Genomic DNA, 16,636 nt, shown 5'->3' with positions numbered 1-16,636 from the left:
CGGCTATGCTGGGAAGCGGTACCGGCGCGGCCGGTGCCGACCGACTTCCTGGGATCGACGATGTTCAAGCGCATGCGACTGCCGGCCGCGCTGCTGCTGGCGATGCTGAGCGCGGGCTGCGGCCCCGCTCCCGACCGGCAGACCGAGACCCCGTCGCCGGCCGCCAAGACCGACGCGCCGCGGGCGACCCCGCCGGCCGCACCGGCCGACACCTTCGACGGGAACCGCGCGATGGACGTGTTGCAGGCGCGCCTGTCGGCCGATCATGCCTATCCCGATCTGCAGTGCCTGGGCTACGTTGTCGAGGACGGCGAGGGCGCCGCCTCCCCGGCAGCGTCTGCGGCGGCCGCACCCGAGGCCGCCGCGCCGGCGGCGATCGAGATCGCCGTACGCGAGAAGCACGGCGACGGCTGCCCGGGCGACCCGCAGACCGAGCCGGTCCGCGACCGCTTCCGTGTCGAGCGCTCCGGTGCGATCCAGTGGTACGACGTGGTCGACGGCGACTTCGTCGAATACGCGCAATGGCGGCAGCAGCAAGCCGGTGGCGGCTTGCCCTGACAGGCGGATTTTCGCACCACGCCGCGCGCGTGGTCGCGGCGCTGCGCGGCCAGGAAACGCGGGTGGAGGACGGTGGCCTGGATGTGGGCGGTGTCGACGTCGCGGCCCGGATTGTCAGGCCTGATTGCGGACTGCCATGAGGTGGGCGGAGACGACCCGGTGCGCTGGGACGTCGTCATCGGCGGCCCTGCGGAATCTGGGGCCGAAGCGCTATTCGGCGCCGTCCTGCAGCCGCGCCGCGGTCGCAGGGAAATGCCTTGCCGCGAAGTGCCGGGTGCGCATCGGCGGGCTGCCCGCGGCCGCGCCGGACGCTGGCGCTAGAGTTGTTGCAGTTGGCAGCCCCGCGCGTCCACGCGCAGCACCGAACCCTGTTCGTACCAGTCGCCGAGCACGATGCGGGTGCAGGCGCGGCCCTCCACGTCCAGCGCATGCACCGCCGGCCGGTGGGTGTGGCCATGGATCATCCGCGCCACGCCGTAGCGGGCGAAGGTGGCGGCGACTTCGGCCGGGGCCACGTCGGTGACGGTCTCGAACTGCGCGCTGTCGTCCTGTTTCAACTCGGCCTGGCGCGCCTGGCTGGCGGCGCGCGCCTGCTGCGCGTAGGCGATGCGCGCGGCCAGCGGCTGCGCCAGGAACTGCTGCTGGAAGGCCGGGTCGCGGGTCTGCGCGCGGAACGCCTGGTAGGCGGTGTCGTCGGTGCACAGCAGGTCGCCGTGCAGCAGCAGGGTCGGCTCGCCGTACAGATCGATCACGCAGGGATCGGGCAGCAGGCGCAGGCCGGCGCGTCGCGCGTAGTCGGCGCCGAGCAGGAAGTCGCGGTTGCCGTGCATGAAGAACACCGGCACCCCGGCCTCGTGCAGCGCGTGCAGCTCCACCGCCACCGCATCGGCCGCCTCGGACGGCGTGTCGTCGCCGATCCAGGCCTCGAACAGGTCGCCGAGGATGTACAACGCCTCGGCCTGGCGCGCTTCCCCGCGCAGGAAGTCGAGAAACAGCGCGGTGATCGCCGGCCGTGCCGGGTCCAGATGCAGGTCGGAGATGAACAGCGTGGTCATTCGCCCATTGTAGTACCGCCGGGAATGGAGAAACGGGAATCGGGAATGGCAAAAGCCCTCGCCGTTCCTATTCCCTATTCCCGACTCCCCATTCCCAGCCTCATACCAACCACAACGACACGCCCGCCAACAACGTGCCGATGCCGGTGGCGGCGAGCACGTCGCTGGGGTAGTGCAGGCCCAGCACCACCCGCGACAGCGCCACGCAGGCGATGAAGGGCACCAGCAATGGCGCCAGCCAGGGGTAGTAGGCCAGGGCGACGATGCCGAAGGACACCGCGTGCAGGGTGTGGCCGGAGGGGAAGCTGAACTCGTCCAGCGGCGCCACCCAGGCGCGGATGCGCATATCGGCGGCGTATGGACGCGGGCGGCGGGTCCAGCGCTTCAGACCCTTGTACAGGCTCAGCGCGACCACGCCGGTGGCGGCCATGTGCGCGGAGGCGAACACGCCGTCCATGCCGTCGCACAGCACCAGCAGGGTCATCAGCGCGTACCAGAACACGCCGTCGCCGAGGCGGCTGATCACCGCGAAGAAGCGTCGCACCGAGCGCCGCCGGCACCAGTGATTGGCACGCCGGCACCAGCGGGTCTCGTGCCCGCGCAGGATCTCAAGCCGCGTCGACATGCGTCCTCCGGGTGTCCGCCAGTTGGTTGAGCAGGGCATCGAAATCGGCCACCACGCGCTCCGGGCGCAGTTGCTGCATCGACGCGCAGGCCGCCTCGCCGAGACGCTGGCGCAGCGCGTCGTCGCTGCCCAGGCGCAGCGCGGCGGCGATGAAGGCCTCGTCGTCGGCCACCGCCGCACCATTGATGCCGTCGCGCAGGTATTCGCGTGCCGCGCCGTAGTCGAAGGCGACGGTGGCGACGCCACTGGCCATCGCTTCCAGGGTCACGTTGCCGAAGGTCTCGCTGCGGCTGGGGAACAGGAACAGGTCGCCGCTGGCGAAATGCCGCGCCAGCGCGTCGCCGCGCTGGATGCCGCAGAAAATGAAGTCGGGATTCTCCTGCGCCAGACGCTCGCGCAGCGGACCGTCGCCGACCCAGACGAAGCGCGCCCGCGGACGCTGCTGCTGCAACTGGCGGAACGCGCGCACCGCCAGTGGCAGGTTCTTCTCCGAGGCGATGCGGCCCACGTAGAGCACCGCGCAGTCGTCGTCCTGCAGGCCCCACTGCGCGCGCAACTGCGGATCGCGGCGCTGCGGCTCGAACTGCTTGCTGTCCACCGCGCGCGCCAGCAGGCGCACCCGCTCGAAACCCTGGGTGGCGAGGAAGTCGCGCAGTTCGCGGGTCGGGACCAGGGTCGCCTGGGCCTGGTTGTGGAAGCGCCGCATCCAGCGCAGCGCGGTCGACTGCAGCCAGGCCGCGCCGTACTGCGGCAGGTACTCGTCGAAGCGGGTGTGGAAGCCGGTGGCGATCGGAATGCCCAGGCGCCGCGCGCTGCGCAGCGCCGACCAGCCCAGCGGGCCCTCGGTGGCGATGTACACCGCATCCGGCGGCGCCGCCTGCCACAGCTTGGTCAGGCGCCGCGGCGCGGGCAGGCCGAATTTCAATCCGGGGTAGCGCGGCAGCGCCGCACCGCGCACCAGCCGCAGATCCGCCGGGTCGGCGTCGCCGGCCTGACGCGGACGCACCACGTCGACGGTATGGCCGCGCGCGCGCAGCCCCAGTTCCAGCCCCTGCACGGTCAGCGCGACGCCGTTGACCTCAGGGGGATACGTCTCGGTGACGATCGCGTAGCGCATGCGGGGGCTCCGGTTTGACTAAGCCTCGCGCAATGCAGTGAAGCGAACATGTCCAGCGCATGTAGGAACGATGACGCTAAAAGCCGGGATTGGGGATTCGGGGTTTTTCGCAAGTGCGTCGTTGTGCCGATTTTCTGTGGGAGGGGCTTCAGCCCCAACGGGGTATCGGTAAGGCGTCGGGGCTGAAGCCCCTCCCACAAAAAAGCCGCGGTGTCGCGGCTTCACGAGGGGCGGGTTTTCTTTCAAAAACCGGCACTTTTCTCATCAAATCGCTTGACCACCATTTGACCGCGGACAGCATGCTGCCGTCCCGAATCCCGAATCCCGAATCCCGAATCCCGAATCCCGAATCCCGAATCCCGAATCCCGAATCCCGAATCCCGAATCCCAGCCTTCAAGCCACAAATGGACGGAAATTGATCCCCAACCCGGCCATGCCCTCGACCTCGCCGATCAGGTCGGCACGCTGCAACGGCCGCGACTCGATCCACGGCTGCGACAGGATCAGGTGCAGGTTGGCGCCGTCGGCCTTCAGTTCCAGCGCCGGGATCGGGTCGGCCTCGTGCGCGCGGTGCAGCAGCACCGCCAGGCGCAGCAGCGCGGCCTTGCGCTTGGCGTTGAGCAACAGGCGGTCGGGCAGCGCGTCGAACGCGGTCTTGGAGACGTTGCGGCGGTGCGTGCGCACCAGCGTGGCCAACACCTGCTGCTCCTGCCGCGAGAAGCCGGCGATGTCCGAGTGCTCCAGCACGTAGGCGCCGTGCACGTGGTACTGGCTGTGCGCGATGGCCTGGCCGAGTTCGTGCAGGCGCGCGGCCCAGCCGAGCATGCGCGCGTCGTCGGCATCCAGCGCCCAGTCGCCGGCGACCTGCTCGAACAGCGCCATCGCGGTGTGCTCCACGCGCGCGGCCTGCGCTTCGTCGATGCCGTAGCGCTGGGTGAGCGCGGCGATCGCGGTTTCGCGCGGATCGTTCTCGCCGCCGCGGCCGAGCATGTCGTAGAGGATGCCTTCGCGCATGGCCGCCTTGCTCACCATCAGCCGTTGCAGGCCCAGGGCCTGGAATGCCGCCTCCAGCACCAGCACGCCGCCGGCGATGATCGGCCGGCGGTCGGCGGACAGGCCGGGCAGGTCGATGTCCTCGATGCGCTTGGCCAGCAGCAGGCGGTCGCGCAACTGCGGCAGCGCCTCGGCGGTGATCGCGCCCTTGGTCAGCTTCATCGCCGCGCAGATCTCGCCGATCGCCTTGTGCGTGCCCGACGAGCCCAGCGCCTCGTGCCAGCCCAGCGCACGGTACTGCCCGGCGAACTGCTGGAACTCGGCGCCGATCTCGGTCAGCGCGTCCTTCCACTTCTTCTTGGACAGCTTGCCGCCCGGGAAGAAGCGCCGCGTGCTGGCGATGCAGCCGGCCTGCAGGCTCTCGCGTTCCAGGGTCTGGAAGCCGCTGCCGATGATGAACTCGGTGGAGCCGCCGCCGATGTCGATCACCAGGCGGCGTTCGTCCGGCTTGGGCGGCTGCGCATGGGCCACGCCGAGGTAGATCAGGCGCGCTTCCTCGCGGCCGCTGACCACTTCGATCGGATGGCCCAGCGCGGTTTCGCCGGGAATCAGGAAGGTCTGCGGCGAGCGCAGCTGACGCACGGTGTTGGTGGCCAGCGCGCGCACCCGCAGCGAGGGCAGGTCGCGGAGGCGCTGGCCGAAGCGCGCCAGGCATTCCAGCGCGCGCTGTCGCGCCTCGGTGGACAGTCCGCCCTTGTTGTCCAGGCCGTCGGCCATGCGCACGGTCTCGCGCAGGCGGTCCACCACCCGCAACTGCCCGAGCTGGTAGCGGGCGATGACCATGTGGAAGCTGTTGGAACCCAGGTCGATGGCGGCCAGCAGGTCGCCGTCGCGCAGCGGCGGATGAGTGGGGGAGGTGGCAGGCATGGCGGAATGGTAGCCGATGCGCGGCGCGCGCCGTTGGCGCTGCGCCGCGGTGTGCTCAGAGCCCGTCGAGCAGGGCCAGCTGCGCCGAATGCGGCGGCTGGTCCTGGCCCGGGGCCAGCTTGCGGTAGTTGCCGTCGGCGTCCAGTTCCCAGGCGTTGAGATTGTCGGCCAGGTAGTTCTGCAGCACCTCGCGGTGGATGCGCTTGACCAGGTCCGGATCCAGGATCGGGAAGCCGGTCTCCACGCGCCGCAGCAGGTTGCGTTCCAGCCAGTCGGCGCTGGCGCAGAACAGTTCCGGCGCACCGTCGTTGCCAAACCAGTAGACCCGGCTGTGCTCGAGGAAGCGGCCGACGATCGAGCGCACCCGGATGTTGTCGGAGACGCCCGGCACGCCCGGGCGCAGGGTGCAGGCGCCGCGCACGATCAGGTCGATCTTGACCCCGGCCTGCGAGGCCGCGTACAGCGCGCGGATCACCTGCGGCTCGTTGAGCGCGTTCATCTTGGCGATGATGCGGCCCGGGCGGCCGGCATGCGCCAGCTTGGTCTCGCGCTCGATCCGGTGCAGCACGCCCGGGTGCAGGGTGAAGGGCGATTGCAGCAGGCGCTTGAGGCGGATCTTCGGCGCCAGCCCGGACAACTGCTGGAACAGCAGGTGCACGTCGTTGCCGATGTCCACGTCGGAGGTGATCAGGCTCAGGTCGGTGTAGGCGCGCGCGGTGCCGCTGTGGTAGTTGCCGGTGCCCAGGTGCACGTAGCGGCGCAGCTTGCGGCCCTCGCGGCGCACGATCAGCAGCATCTTGGCGTGGGTCTTGTAGCCGACCACGCCGTACACCACCTGCACGCCGGCTTCCTGCAGGCGGTCGGCCAGGCCCAGGTTGGCCTCTTCGTCGAAGCGCGCACGCAGCTCCACCACCACGGTGACGTCCTTGCCGTTGCGCGCGGCCAGCACCAGCGCATCGACGATCGCCGAGTCCTTGCCGGTGCGGTACAGGGTCTGCTTGATCGCCAGCACGTTGGGGTCGATCGCGGCCTGCTTGATCAGGTCCAGCACCGCGGTGAAGGCGTCGAACGGGTGGTGCAGCAGCACGTCGCCGGCGGCGGCGATCTCGAAGATGCCTTCGCTGTCGCGCAGGGTGCGCGGATTCATCGCCGGATACTTCAGGTCCGGGCGCTGCACCAGGTCGTAGACTTGGTTGACCCGGCTCAGGTTGACCGGGCCGTTGATCCGGTAGACCGCGTTTTCCGGCAGTTCGAAGTTCTGCAGCAGGGTGCGCACGATCGACTTCGGGCAGTCCTCGGCGATCTCCAGCCGCACCGCCGGCCGGTAGCCGCGGTTGACCAGTTCGTCGCGCAGCGCCAGCGCCAGGTTCTCCACTTCCTCCTCGTCCACCACCAGTTCCGAGTTGCGGGTGACGCGGAACTGGTAGGAGCCCATCACCTCCATGCCGGGGAACAGTTCGTCGACGAAGGTGGACAGCACCGAGGACAGGAACACGAAGCTCTGGCCGCCCTCGGCCAGGCTTTCCGGCAACTGGATGATGCGCGGCAGCGAGCGCGGCGCGCGCACGATCGCCAGGTGGCCGACGCGGCCGAACGCGTCGGTGCCCTTGAGCACCACCACGATGTTCAGCGACTTGTTGAGGATCTTCGGGAACGGGTGCGCCGGGTCCAGGCCCAGCGGCGACAGCACCGGCATGATCTCGTTGCGGAAGTAGGCGCGCAGCCAGCGCTTCTGTCGCGCGTTCCAGGAATGCCGGCCGAGCACGCCGATGCCGGCGTCCTTCAGCGCCGGGCGCAGCACCTCGTTCCAGCAGCGGTACTGCTGGTCGACCAGTTGCGCGGCGCGGTCGTGGATCGAGGTGAGGATGGCGTTGGGGCTCATCCCGTCCGGTGCCGGCGGCAGCCCGAATTCCTGCGCGTGGCGCACGGTGGCGGCGCGGATCTCGAAGAACTCGTCGAGGTTGGTGCAGGAGATGCACAGGAAACGCAGCCGCTCCAGCAACGGCACCTGCGGATCCTGCGCCTGCGCCAGCACGCGGAAGTTGAAGTCCAGTTGCGACAGCTCGCGGTTGATGTACAGCGCGGGGTCGCGCAGCGGGTCGCTGGGAATGTCCGGGGGCGGCGTGGGCGGCAGGGCAGGGGCGCGGCGGGGCATGGTGTCTCTCGTTAGGCGGAGGTCAGGGTGGCATGGTCGTGCCGCGGATGCACGCGCCCGGCGCCGAAGTGGCAGGAGAAGGTGCTGCCCTTGCCGACTTCGCTCTCGATCTCCAGCCGCGCCTGGTGCAGGCCGAGCACGTGCTTGACGATCGACAGGCCCAGGCCGGTGCCGCCGCTCTCGCGCGAGCGGCTGCTGGAGACGCGGTAGAAGCGCTCGGTGATCCGCGGCAGGTGATGCGCGGGAATGCCGTAGCCGCTGTCGCGCACCGCCAGCACCGCGCCATCGCCCTCGCGGGCGAAGGTGATGCGGATGGTGCCGCCGGCCGCGGTGTAGCGCACCGCGTTGGTGACCAGATTGGAGAAGGCGCTGTGCAGTTCCTTGTTGGAGCCGACCAGGTCGCAATCGGCCTCGTCGTGGACCTCGATGCGGTGCCGGCCCTGGCTGTGCGCCTCGGCCTCGCGGCGCAGCGTGGCCAGCATCGGCGCCATCGCGATCGACTCCTCGTTGGCGTGTTCCTGCGATTCCAGCCGCGACAGGGTCAGCAGATCCTCGACCAGCTGGGTCATGCGTTGCGACTGCTTGCGCATCTCGGCGATCATCGGCCCCGAATCCGGAAAGTCCTCCGGGTCGAGCATGTCCAGGTAGCCGTGGACCACGGTCAGCGGCGTGCGCAACTCGTGCGAGACGTTGGCGACGAAATCGCGGCGCACCTGCTCCAGTTGCAGCAGCTTGCTGACGTCGCGCGCGACCAGCAGCCAGTGGTCGTCGGAATAGGGAATCAGGCGCAGGTTCAGGCGCAGGCGGTCGTCGACCGGGGAGGGCATGTCCAGCATCGGCTCGGCGTTGCGGCCGCCGCTGAGCCAGTGCGCCAGCGGCATCGGTTGCAGCCGCTCCACCACCGGCGCGCCGAGGTCGCCGGGGTGGCGCAGGCCGAGCAGGGTGCCGGCCGCCTCGTTGAACCACTGGATGCGCTGGCTGTTGCGGTCCACCACCACCACCGCATCCGGCAGTGCCGCGGCGGCGGCGCGGTAGGCGCGCAGCATGTCCAGCAGGCGCCGCTTGCGCACGCGCATTTCCGCCTGGCTGCGGTACAGCAGCCGGTCCAGTTCGTTCCACACGCCGGTGCCGGCCGGCGGCTCCCAGCGCTGGCGCGCGGTCAGCCGCCGCAGCACCCGCCGCAGCCGCCAGTAGTGCCAGCCCATCACCCCCAGCGACATCAGGGTCAGCGCCATCCACACATGGCCGCCGATCCAGCCGATCAGCAACGCCAGCAACAGCAGGCCGGCGAGCGTGCCGAGGGTCTTCAACCAGGCGGAGCGGATGTGGCGGGGCATCGGGAACGCACTCTGTCGCAAAGGATCGTGATCCGTCCGCCGTTATAGCAGGCGAAGGCGGCGGTCAGATGGACGCAGAGAAGCGATAGCCGGAACCGCGAACGGTCTGCACCATGTTTTCCACCGAGAACGGCTCCAGCGTCTTGCGCAGGCGGCGGATGTGCACGTCGATGGTGCGCTCTTCCACGTAGACGCTGCCGCCCCAGACGTGATCGAGCAACTGCGCGCGGCTGTAGACGCGCTCGGGATGGGTCATGAAGAAGTGCAGCAGGCGGTACTCGGTCGGGCCGATCGGCACCGGCGCCTCGCCGGCGAACACCCGGTGCGCGGCGCCGTCGATGCGCAGGCTGCCGACCGAGACGCTGCCGTCCTCGTCGTCCTCGCGGGTGCGGCGCATCACCGCGCGGATCCGCGCCAGCAGCTCGCGTGCGGAGAACGGCTTGACCACGTAGTCGTCGACGCCGGCCTCCAGGCCGCCGACGCGGTCGTTCTCCTCGCCGCGGGCGGTGAGCATGATGATCGGCACTTCGCGGGTCATCGCATCCTTGCGCCAGCGCCGGGCCAGTTCCAGGCCGCTGGTGCCGGGCAGCATCCAGTCCAGCAGGATCAGGTCCGGGACCCGGTCGGCGATCGAGGTCTGCGCCTCGCGGGCATCGCCGGCGTGCACCGGCTCGAAGTCGCCCTTGCGCAGGGCGAACGCGACCATGTCGCGGATGGCCGGCTCGTCGTCGACGATCAGGATGCGTTTCTGCACAACGGCACCGTGGAACTGGGGAGGAAGGTCGCCAGTAGACTACGGTTTTATTACGTTTGAGTGACGGCTGACACGGGCGCGTTTCAGCGCCGTTGCATGTCCGGGTCCTGCACGCCCTGGCGGCGCAGTTCCAGCACCGTCGGGGTGATCGCGGCGATGCGCGCGTCGATGCGCGCGCGTGCCACGTAGTCCAGGTCGCTGCGCTTCTTCAGGTTGCTCAGCTGGATCAGGGCCTGCTCCGGATGCCCGTTCAGGTAGGCCGCCTCGGCATACGCCTCGCCGGCCCGGGTGTCGTCGCCGGCCAGTTCGCAGGCACGGGCGAAGGTGCGCTGGAACACCGGATCCTCCGCGGCGGCCCCGAGCAGCGGCCGCAGCACCGCCTGGGCGCGCTGGCCGGCCTGGCGGCCGCCCTGTTCGTTGAGGGCGGTCGCATAGCTCAGCGCCACCGCCCGGTTGCTGGGCATGCGCTTGACCAGCGCCTCGAAGCGCTGGTCGGCGGCCTGGTTGCGGCCGGCCTTGGCCTCGGCCTCGGCCACCGCCACGGTCAGCCACCAGTTGTCCGGGTGCGCCTGCAGCAGGCTTTCCAGCGTCTGCGCGACCTCCTGCGCACTGCCGCCGGCACGCAGCCGGGCCAGCGCCAGGCCATAGCGCTGGGCATCGCTCAGGCCCTGTTTGCTGCCCTGGCGCAGGCCTTCGTACTCGCGGATCGCATCGGCCGGGGTGTTGGCGCTGAACACCCGCAGTCGCTCGCGGGCCCATTCGAACTGGCCGCTGGGGCCGCGCGCGTAGTTGGCGAACGGCAGTTGCAGGCCGCCGGGCAGCAGTGGGTTGCTGGGCGCGCCCAGTGGCTGGCTCAGCGACACGTCGTTCGGATCGACCCGCTCCTTGAGGGTGCCGCCGGGCACGCTGGTGGTCAGGGTCAGGGTGTTCTTCTTCATCTGCTCGGCGCGCTCGCGCGCCTCGCTGATGCGGGTGGTGGTGACCGGGTGGGTCATCAGGAAGTCGGGAGTGCTGTAGCCGCCCTGGTTGCCGCGCATCGCCAGCGACATGCGCTCGAAGAAGCCGGCCATCGCGTCGACGTCGTAGCCGCTGCGCGCCAGGGTGCGGATGCCCAGACGGTCGGCCTCCGATTCGTTGGAGCGGGTGTAGTCGATCTGCCGCTGCTGCATCAGCCCCAGGCCGCTGGCGATCGCCGCCTGGGTGGCGTCGCCGCTGGAGCGCCCGCCGGCCTGCTGCGCCGCGACCACCGCGGCGAGCATGCCGAGCAGGATCGGGATCTGGTCGCGCTGCGCCCGCTCGACCCCGCGCAGCACGTGCTGCTGGGTGACGTGGGCGATCTCGTGCGACAGCACCGCGGCCACCTCGTCCTCGCGCTCGGCGGTCAGTACCAACCCGGCGTTGACCGCCACGTAGCCGCCGAGGGTGGCGAAGGCGTTGATCTGGCGGTCGCGCAGCATGAAGAAGGTGAACTTCTGCTGCGGCTGGTCGCTGTTGGCGCCGAGCCGGGTACCCATGGTCTGCAGCCAGTCGTCGATCAGCGGGTCCTCGAGCACGTAGCCGTAGCTGCGCAGCTCGGCCAGCATCATCTTGCCGTACTCGGCCTGGCGCGCCGGGGTCAGCAGCTCGCCGGCCGAGGAGCCGATGTCCGGCAGCTTGTTCTCCTGGGCCGGCGCCACGGCGCAGGCGGTGGCCAGGGTGATCGCGAAGGCGAGCGGCAGCAGGCGCAAGACAGGCTCCAGGGGCAGGCGGACGCCGGGTGGCGGCCGGGACGACGGTGAATCCGGGATGATTCGCAGTGTTGCGGCAGCGGCCTCGAAAATCCACCCGGCCGCTACCATAGTGGCTTGGACCTTCTACACCGCCCGGAGTTTCCCGTGGACAACCCAACTGCCGACACCGGCCACGCCGGCGGCCCGCCGATCACCCTCTATTCCACCGCGATCTGCCCGTATTGCGTGGCGGCCAAGAACTTCCTCAAGAGCAAGGGCCGCAGCTGGAACGAGGTGCGGATCGACCTGGACCCGGCCGAGCGCGAGAAGATGGTCGCGCTGGCGCGGCGCACCAGCGTGCCGCAGATCTTCGTCGGCGACGTCCACGTCGGCGGCTACGACGACATGATGGCGCTGCACCGCGCCGGCAAGCTGGAGCCGCTGCTCGACGGCCACGCCCCCGAGGCGCAGGCGTGAGCGGCGCTGCGACGGGCGAGGGCGGCGCCTCCGGGGAGGACCGGGTCCGCGCGTTCACCGAGTTCCGCCAGCGCATGAACCAGCGCATCCTGGCCGAGCCGAACCAGGTGGTGCGGCGCTTCTTCGCGCTGGATACCCAGACCTACCAGGCCGGCGCGCTGGACGTGAAGACCAAGGAACTGCTCGGCCTGGTCGCCTCGCTGGTGCTGCGCTGCGACGACTGCATCAGCTACCACGTGGCCCAGTGCAAGGAGGCCGGGGTCAGCCGCGAGGAGTTCTTCGAGACCTTCTCGGTGGGCCTGGTGGTCGGCGGTTCCATCGTGATCCCGCACCTGCGCCGCGCGGTGGACTTCCTCGACACGCTGGAAGCCGGCGCCGCCGCGCCAGCGCAGCACGCGCACGACTGAGCCCGCTTCGGGCTGCCCCGATGGCCACCGGCGCCCGCGCTGGCGGCCGTCCGGTTTTGGGCGCCTTCACCGGCTTCGGGCATAATTACCGCTGAAACCTCCTTGCGCCTGCAGCCCCGGTTCCCGGGCGGCGCTCCCCCCTCTTGTACGGAAACCGCAACCCTATGACGCAGACAATCACGGTCATCCGTGGCGATGGCATCGGCCCGGAGATCATGGACGCCACGCTGTTCGTGCTCGACGCGCTGAACGCCGGCCTCACCTACGAATACGCCGATGCGGGCCTGGTGGCGCTGGAGAAGCACGGCGACCTGCTGCCGGCCGCCACGCTGGAGTCGATCCGCAAGAACAAGGTGGCGCTGAAGAGCCCGCTGACCACGCCGGTGGGCGAGGGCTTCAGCTCGATCAACGTGGCCATGCGCCGCCAGTTCGACCTGTACGCCAACGTGCGTCCGGCCAAGTCGTTCCCCAACACCAAGTCGCGCTTCGGCGCCGGCGTGGACCTGATCACCGTGCGCGAGAACACCGAAGGCGCCTACCTGAGCGAAGGCCAGGAAGTGTCCGCCGACGGCGAGACCGCACTGTCGATGGCCAAGGTGACCCGCAAGGGTTCCGAGCGCATCGTCCGCTACGCCTTCGACCTGGCCCGCGCGACCGGCCGCAAGAAGGTCACCGCGGTGCACAAGGCCAACATCATCAAGTCAACCTCGGGCCTGTTCCTGAAGGTGGCGCGCGACGTGGCGGCGAACTACCCGGAGATCGAATTCCAGGAAATGATCGTCGACAACGCGTGCATGCAGTTGGTGATGCGCCCGGAGCAGTTCGACATCATCGTCACCACCAACCTGTTCGGCGACATCCTGTCGGACCTGTGCGCCGGCCTGGTCGGCGGCCTGGGTCTGGCCCCGGGCGCCAACATCGGCGTGGACGCGGCGATCTTCGAAGCCGTGCACGGCTCGGCCCCGGACATCGCCGGGCAGGGCAAGGCCAACCCGTGCGCGCTGCTGCTGGGCGCGGCGCAGTTGCTGGACCATATCGGCCAGCCGCAGAACGCCGAGCGCCTGCGCAACGCCATCGTCGCCACGCTGGAAGCCAAGGACGGTCTGACCCCGGACCTGGGTGGCAGCGGCAACACCATGGGCTTCGCCAAGGCCATCGCCAGCCGCCTCTGAGCGGCCGGAAGATCGCAGAAAAAAGAAAGGGCGCCCCAGGGCGCCCTTTCTTTTGCTCGAAAACTTGTCTGAAGCCAAGCCCTCTCATCGATCAAGGGGAGTTCGCTTTTACGATTCCCCAATCCCGATTCCCGACTCCCGGCTTCAATTCCGCGACTGCAGCTTCGACAGCAGGCGCAGGAACTCCAGGTACAGCCACACCAGCGTCACCATCAGGCCGAACGCGCCGTACCACTCCATGTACTTGGGTGCGCCCTGTTCGACGCCGCTCTCGATGAAGTCGAAGTCCAGCACCAGGTTCAGCGCCGCCACCACCACCACGAACAGGCTGAACAGGATGCCGACCGTGCCGGAGGCGTGGATGTAGGGGATCTGGATGTTGAAGAAGCCAAGCACCATCGTGGCCAGATACACCAGCGCGATGCCGCCGGTGGCCGCGACCACGCCCAGCTTGAAGTTCTCGGTGGCCTTGATCATGCCGCTGCGGTAGGCGAACAGCATCGCGAACAGGGTGCCGAAGGTCAGCAGCACGGCCTGCAGCACGATGCCGTTGAAGCGCACTTCGTACATCGCCGAGATCGATCCCAGGAAAAAGCCTTCCACCAGCGCGTACAGCGGCGCGGTGATGGGCGACCATTCCTTCTTGAAGATCGTGATCAGGGCCAGGATGAAGCCGCCGATCAGGCCGCCCAGCGCGTAGCCGGCCACGCCAGGAGCGATCATCGCGTTGCCCGCGGCATCGATCGAAACCGACTGGCTCCAGGCGAATACGGCGGTGAGTGCTGTCAGCATCAACAGGATGCCGGTCTTGTTGGCGGTACCGTTCAGGGTCATCGCACCGCTGTCGCGCGCGACGACCGTGCCGTTGCCGGGCGAGACCACGTTGCCGCTGTGCAGATCGAGGAAGGTGGATTCCTTCAGGGCGGGGTTGCCGCTGCGAAGCATGCTGTTTTCTCCTTCAAAATGGCTCTCGGCCGATGCCGATGGCAAGCCGTGAGCATAGCGCAGGCGATGTTGCGTGCATGCGACGTTGACAGCGGGCCGCAAGCTTCCCACAATAGCCGACCTTTCCGGCCTTGGCCGCGAGGGATGTTCCGCCGGGGTATAGCGCAGTCTGGTAGCGCGCCTGCTTTGGGAGCAGGATGTCGGGGGTTCGAATCCCTCTACCCCGACCAATCCGATGTCCAACGGCGGAAAGGAATGCGACAATCCAGCCAGGGCGCCCGTAGCTCAACTGGATAGAGCACCGGCCTTCTAAGCCGGCGGTTACAGGTTCGATTCCTGTCGGGCGCGCCACATGGTGCCGGGCAGGAGATGCAAGGTTTCAATGGTGGCTGTAGCTCAGTTGGTTAGAGTACTGGATTGTGATTCCAGATGTCGGGGGTTCGAGTCCCCTCAGCCACCCCATTGATCGCGTGACCCGATGCTTCGCGGGGTGTTGCAACGAAGCAAAAAAGCACATAGAATGTGCGACTCAGTTTCAGGGCCGTTAGCTCAGTTGGTAGAGCAGTTGACTCTTAATCAATAGGTCCAAGGTTCGAATCCTTGACGGCCCACCAAAACAAAAGGCACCTGCTCCGGCAGGTGCCTTTTTCTTTGCCGGCCGGCCTGCAACAATGTGCCGGCAGGCGCCTTCCGGCGCCGCAGCGCGAAAGTGGCGGAATTGGTAGACGCCCTGGTTTTAGGTACCAGTGCCGCAAGGCGTAGGGGTTCGAGTCCCCTCTTTCGCACCATCCAGCCCCCGATGGCCCCTTGTGGCGATGGCGGGTTCTGCGTCGCCACGGCGGCCTCCCGGCCCTGCGCTGGCAGGCGCCGCGGGAATAGGCGAAACTATCCGGCTGCGGCGGCTGTCCCGTGCCCGCGCCAACCCGTACTTTTCTACATCGTGCCGAGAGCCGTGGGCTCCCGGTGGCAGGAGTCCACATGCAAGCTTCGATCGAAACCACCGGTACCCTGGAACGGCGTCTGACCTTCACCCTGCCGGAGGATCGCCTGGAAACCCATGTCGGCGGCCGCCTGCGCGAAGTCGCGCGCACCGCGCGGATCAAGGGCTTCCGTCCGGGCAAGATTCCGGCCAAGGTGATCGAGCAGCGGTTCGGGCCGCAGATCCGCGCCGAGGCGCTGGACGGCCTGCTGCGCGAGACCTTCGACTCGGCCGTGCGCGAGCACGAACTGCGCCTGGCCGGCAACCCGCGCATCGACCGCGCCGGCGACAACGAGCTGCAGTTCGTGGCCACCTTCGAGGTGGTGCCTGACTTCGGCGACATCGACGTGTCCAAGCTGCAGGTGATCCGCCACACCGCCGAGGTCACCGACGCCGACATCGAGCAGATGATCGAGAACCTGCGCCTGCAGCGTCGTACCTGGCAGCCGGCCGCGCGTCCGGCGCAGGACGGCGACCTGGTGACCCTGGAGACCTGGTCGCAGGTCGGCGACGAGCGCCTGCCGGCCGAGGGCGTGGAGAAGGGCAGCAGCGTGATCGGCTCGGGCGTCATGTTCCCGGCGATCGAGCAGGGCCTGGTCGGCCTGTCCAAGGACGAAGAGAAGACGCTGACCGTCGACTTCCCGGCCGACTGGCGCGTGCCGCAGTTCGCCGGCAAGCAGGTCCAGGTCCATGTGAAGGCGGTCGACGTCGCCGCGCCGGTGCTGCCGGAGGTGGACAAAGAGTTCATCAAGAGCTTCGGCGTGAAGAGCGGCGATGCCGAGCAGTTCCGCAAGGACATCCGCATCAACCTCGAGCGCGAGCTCAAGGGCGCGCTGATGAACCGCCTGCGTCGCGAAGTCGGCGAGCAGCTGATCGCCGCCTACGCCTCGGTCGAAATGCCGCCGCGCCTGGTCGAGAACGAAGCGCGCGCCATGCTGGCGCAGCAGGTCGAGCAGATGCGCCGTTCCGGCCGCGACCCGGGTCAGGTACCGGACGACGCCCACCAGGGCTTCATGGACGCCGCGCGCAAGCGCGTGCTGGTCGGCCTGCTGGTCGGCGAGGTCGCCCGCCGCAACGAACTGCGCCTGGACCCGAAGCGGGTCTCGGAGACGCTGCGCCTGATCGCCTCGACCTACGAAGAGCCCGAGCAGGTCATTGAGATGTACCGCAACGATCCCCAATTGATGGGGGGACTGCAGAGCCGTGTGATGGAAGAGCAGGTGATCGACTGGATCGCCGAGCGCGCCCAGCACACCGAGCAGGCGATGTCGTTCCAGGACGCGATCCGTCAATAAGACGACGCGTCGCCGCGTTGCGCAGCCGACCTGCGCGACGCGGATCCCGTTTCACCTCCCCGCGGCGGCGGGGCGCAACACGATGCGAAGCCCTGCACACCCCCGTGCAGGGACGGACCCCGAGCAGCAG

Annotated in this window: 14 protein-coding genes and 5 tRNA genes; 10 read left to right on the top strand and 9 right to left on the bottom strand. The window is 68.8% G+C overall.

What is annotated here, in order from left to right:
* The first annotated feature begins 60 nt into the window (after nt 1-60).
* Nucleotides 61-558 carry a hypothetical protein gene (locus RAB70_RS19715; RefSeq protein WP_148828561.1) on the top strand — a complete coding sequence of 166 codons (498 nt, stop codon included), beginning with the start codon at nt 61-63 and terminating at the stop codon, nt 556-558.
* 317 nt (nt 559-875) lie between these two features.
* Here RAB70_RS19715 and lpxH read toward each other — a convergent pair whose 3' ends face one another.
* The 8 genes from lpxH to RAB70_RS19675 all read right to left on the bottom strand — a co-directional run bounded on the left by lpxH (nt 876) and on the right by RAB70_RS19675 (nt 11,249).
* A complete protein-coding gene (gene lpxH, locus RAB70_RS19710) occupies nt 876-1,613 on the bottom strand; it encodes a UDP-2,3-diacylglucosamine diphosphatase (protein WP_017914023.1) in 738 nt (245 codons plus the stop codon).
* 100 nt (nt 1,614-1,713) lie between these two features.
* Nucleotides 1,714-2,238, bottom strand: a complete 525-nt coding sequence (locus RAB70_RS19705) for a phosphatase PAP2 family protein (protein WP_017907843.1) — start codon at nt 2,236-2,238, stop codon at nt 1,714-1,716.
* The gene (locus RAB70_RS19700; protein ID WP_017907842.1) at nt 2,222-3,355 is read right to left on the bottom strand and encodes a glycosyltransferase family 1 protein; all 1,134 of its coding nucleotides are present in this window, start codon (nt 3,353-3,355) and stop codon (nt 2,222-2,224) included. The genes RAB70_RS19705 and RAB70_RS19700 overlap by 17 nt, the downstream gene beginning before the upstream one ends.
* Before the next feature lie 394 nt (nt 3,356-3,749).
* Complete coding sequence (gene ppx / locus RAB70_RS19695; protein WP_148828562.1) at nt 3,750-5,276, bottom strand: exopolyphosphatase; 1,527 nt, start codon at nt 5,274-5,276, stop codon at nt 3,750-3,752.
* Between the two features lie 55 nt (nt 5,277-5,331).
* Nucleotides 5,332-7,431, bottom strand: coding sequence for a polyphosphate kinase 1 (gene ppk1, locus RAB70_RS19690; RefSeq protein WP_148828563.1), 2,100 nt, complete (start codon nt 7,429-7,431; stop codon nt 5,332-5,334).
* A gap of 11 nt (nt 7,432-7,442) precedes the next feature.
* The gene (gene phoR / locus RAB70_RS19685; RefSeq protein WP_017907839.1) at nt 7,443-8,768 is read right to left on the bottom strand and encodes a phosphate regulon sensor histidine kinase PhoR; all 1,326 of its coding nucleotides are present in this window, start codon (nt 8,766-8,768) and stop codon (nt 7,443-7,445) included.
* A gap of 64 nt (nt 8,769-8,832) precedes the next feature.
* Entirely contained in the window at nt 8,833-9,522 is a 690-nt protein-coding gene (phoB, locus tag RAB70_RS19680) for a phosphate regulon transcriptional regulator PhoB (RefSeq protein ID WP_017907838.1), read from the bottom strand.
* An 83-nt stretch (nt 9,523-9,605) separates the two neighbouring features.
* Nucleotides 9,606-11,249 (bottom strand): M48 family metalloprotease, encoded by a 1,644-nt coding sequence (locus RAB70_RS19675; RefSeq protein ID WP_017907837.1) that lies wholly within the window; start codon nt 11,247-11,249, stop codon nt 9,606-9,608.
* Nucleotides 11,250-11,396: 147 nt separating this feature from the next.
* Here RAB70_RS19675 and grxC point away from each other — a divergent pair, with 147 nt between their 5' ends.
* From grxC to RAB70_RS19660, 3 genes are all read left to right on the top strand, one after another.
* Nucleotides 11,397-11,708, top strand: coding sequence for a glutaredoxin 3 (gene grxC, locus RAB70_RS19670; protein WP_017914029.1), 312 nt, complete (start codon nt 11,397-11,399; stop codon nt 11,706-11,708).
* A 74-nt stretch (nt 11,709-11,782) separates the two neighbouring features.
* Entirely contained in the window at nt 11,783-12,115 is a 333-nt protein-coding gene (locus RAB70_RS19665; RefSeq protein WP_221236086.1) for a carboxymuconolactone decarboxylase family protein, read from the top strand.
* 164 nt (nt 12,116-12,279) lie between these two features.
* Nucleotides 12,280-13,287 carry an isocitrate dehydrogenase gene (locus RAB70_RS19660; protein ID WP_017907834.1) on the top strand — a complete coding sequence of 336 codons (1,008 nt, stop codon included), beginning with the start codon at nt 12,280-12,282 and terminating at the stop codon, nt 13,285-13,287.
* Nucleotides 13,288-13,431: 144 nt separating this feature from the next.
* Here the strand turns inward: RAB70_RS19660 and RAB70_RS19655 are convergent, their stop codons facing one another.
* Nucleotides 13,432-14,232: a Bax inhibitor-1/YccA family protein gene (locus RAB70_RS19655; protein WP_017917385.1), complete on the bottom strand. Its 801-nt coding sequence runs from the start codon at nt 14,230-14,232 to the stop codon at nt 13,432-13,434.
* A gap of 153 nt (nt 14,233-14,385) precedes the next feature.
* Here RAB70_RS19655 and RAB70_RS19650 point away from each other — a divergent pair.
* From RAB70_RS19650 to tig, 6 genes are all read left to right on the top strand, one after another.
* Nucleotides 14,386-14,462 (top strand) — tRNA-Pro (locus tag RAB70_RS19650).
* Nucleotides 14,463-14,506: 44 nt separating this feature from the next.
* Nucleotides 14,507-14,583, top strand: a tRNA-Arg gene (locus RAB70_RS19645).
* A 34-nt stretch (nt 14,584-14,617) separates the two neighbouring features.
* A tRNA-His gene (locus tag RAB70_RS19640) sits at nt 14,618-14,694 on the top strand.
* A 76-nt stretch (nt 14,695-14,770) separates the two neighbouring features.
* Nucleotides 14,771-14,846: transfer RNA gene (locus RAB70_RS19635), tRNA-Lys, on the top strand.
* Nucleotides 14,847-14,935: 89 nt separating this feature from the next.
* Nucleotides 14,936-15,020: transfer RNA gene (locus tag RAB70_RS19630), tRNA-Leu, on the top strand.
* A 190-nt stretch (nt 15,021-15,210) separates the two neighbouring features.
* Nucleotides 15,211-16,506 (top strand): trigger factor, encoded by a 1,296-nt coding sequence (tig, locus tag RAB70_RS19625; protein ID WP_148828565.1) that lies wholly within the window; start codon nt 15,211-15,213, stop codon nt 16,504-16,506.
* Nucleotides 16,507-16,636: the final 130 nt, after the last annotated feature.

Origin of the sequence: Xanthomonas sontii (assembly GCF_040529055.1) — a bacterium.
Classification (GTDB): domain Bacteria; phylum Pseudomonadota; class Gammaproteobacteria; order Xanthomonadales; family Xanthomonadaceae; genus Xanthomonas_A; species Xanthomonas_A sontii.
The sequence above is the reverse complement of the archived record's forward strand: the minus strand, read 5'-3'. Positions and strand labels throughout refer to the sequence as shown.

Excerpts from the sequence above, each read along its gene's own strand:
- RAB70_RS19715 (WP_148828561.1), top strand. The coding sequence starts at position 61 with ATGTTCAAGCGCATGCGACTGCCGGCCGCGCTGCTGCTGGCGATGCTG.
- lpxH (WP_017914023.1), bottom strand. The coding sequence starts at position 1,613 with ATGACCACGCTGTTCATCTCCGACCTGCATCTGGACCCGGCACGGCCG.
- RAB70_RS19705 (WP_017907843.1), bottom strand. The coding sequence starts at position 2,238 with ATGTCGACGCGGCTTGAGATCCTGCGCGGGCACGAGACCCGCTGGTGC.
- RAB70_RS19700 (WP_017907842.1), bottom strand. The coding sequence starts at position 3,355 with ATGCGCTACGCGATCGTCACCGAGACGTATCCCCCTGAGGTCAACGGC.
- ppx (WP_148828562.1), bottom strand. The coding sequence starts at position 5,276 with ATGCCTGCCACCTCCCCCACTCATCCGCCGCTGCGCGACGGCGACCTG.
- ppk1 (WP_148828563.1), bottom strand. The coding sequence starts at position 7,431 with ATGCCCCGCCGCGCCCCTGCCCTGCCGCCCACGCCGCCCCCGGACATT.
- phoR (WP_017907839.1), bottom strand. The coding sequence starts at position 8,768 with ATGCCCCGCCACATCCGCTCCGCCTGGTTGAAGACCCTCGGCACGCTC.
- RAB70_RS19665 (WP_221236086.1), top strand. The coding sequence starts at position 11,783 with ATGAACCAGCGCATCCTGGCCGAGCCGAACCAGGTGGTGCGGCGCTTC.
- RAB70_RS19660 (WP_017907834.1), top strand. The coding sequence starts at position 12,280 with ATGACGCAGACAATCACGGTCATCCGTGGCGATGGCATCGGCCCGGAG.
- RAB70_RS19655 (WP_017917385.1), bottom strand. The coding sequence starts at position 14,232 with ATGCTTCGCAGCGGCAACCCCGCCCTGAAGGAATCCACCTTCCTCGAT.
- tig (WP_148828565.1), top strand. The coding sequence starts at position 15,211 with ATGCAAGCTTCGATCGAAACCACCGGTACCCTGGAACGGCGTCTGACC.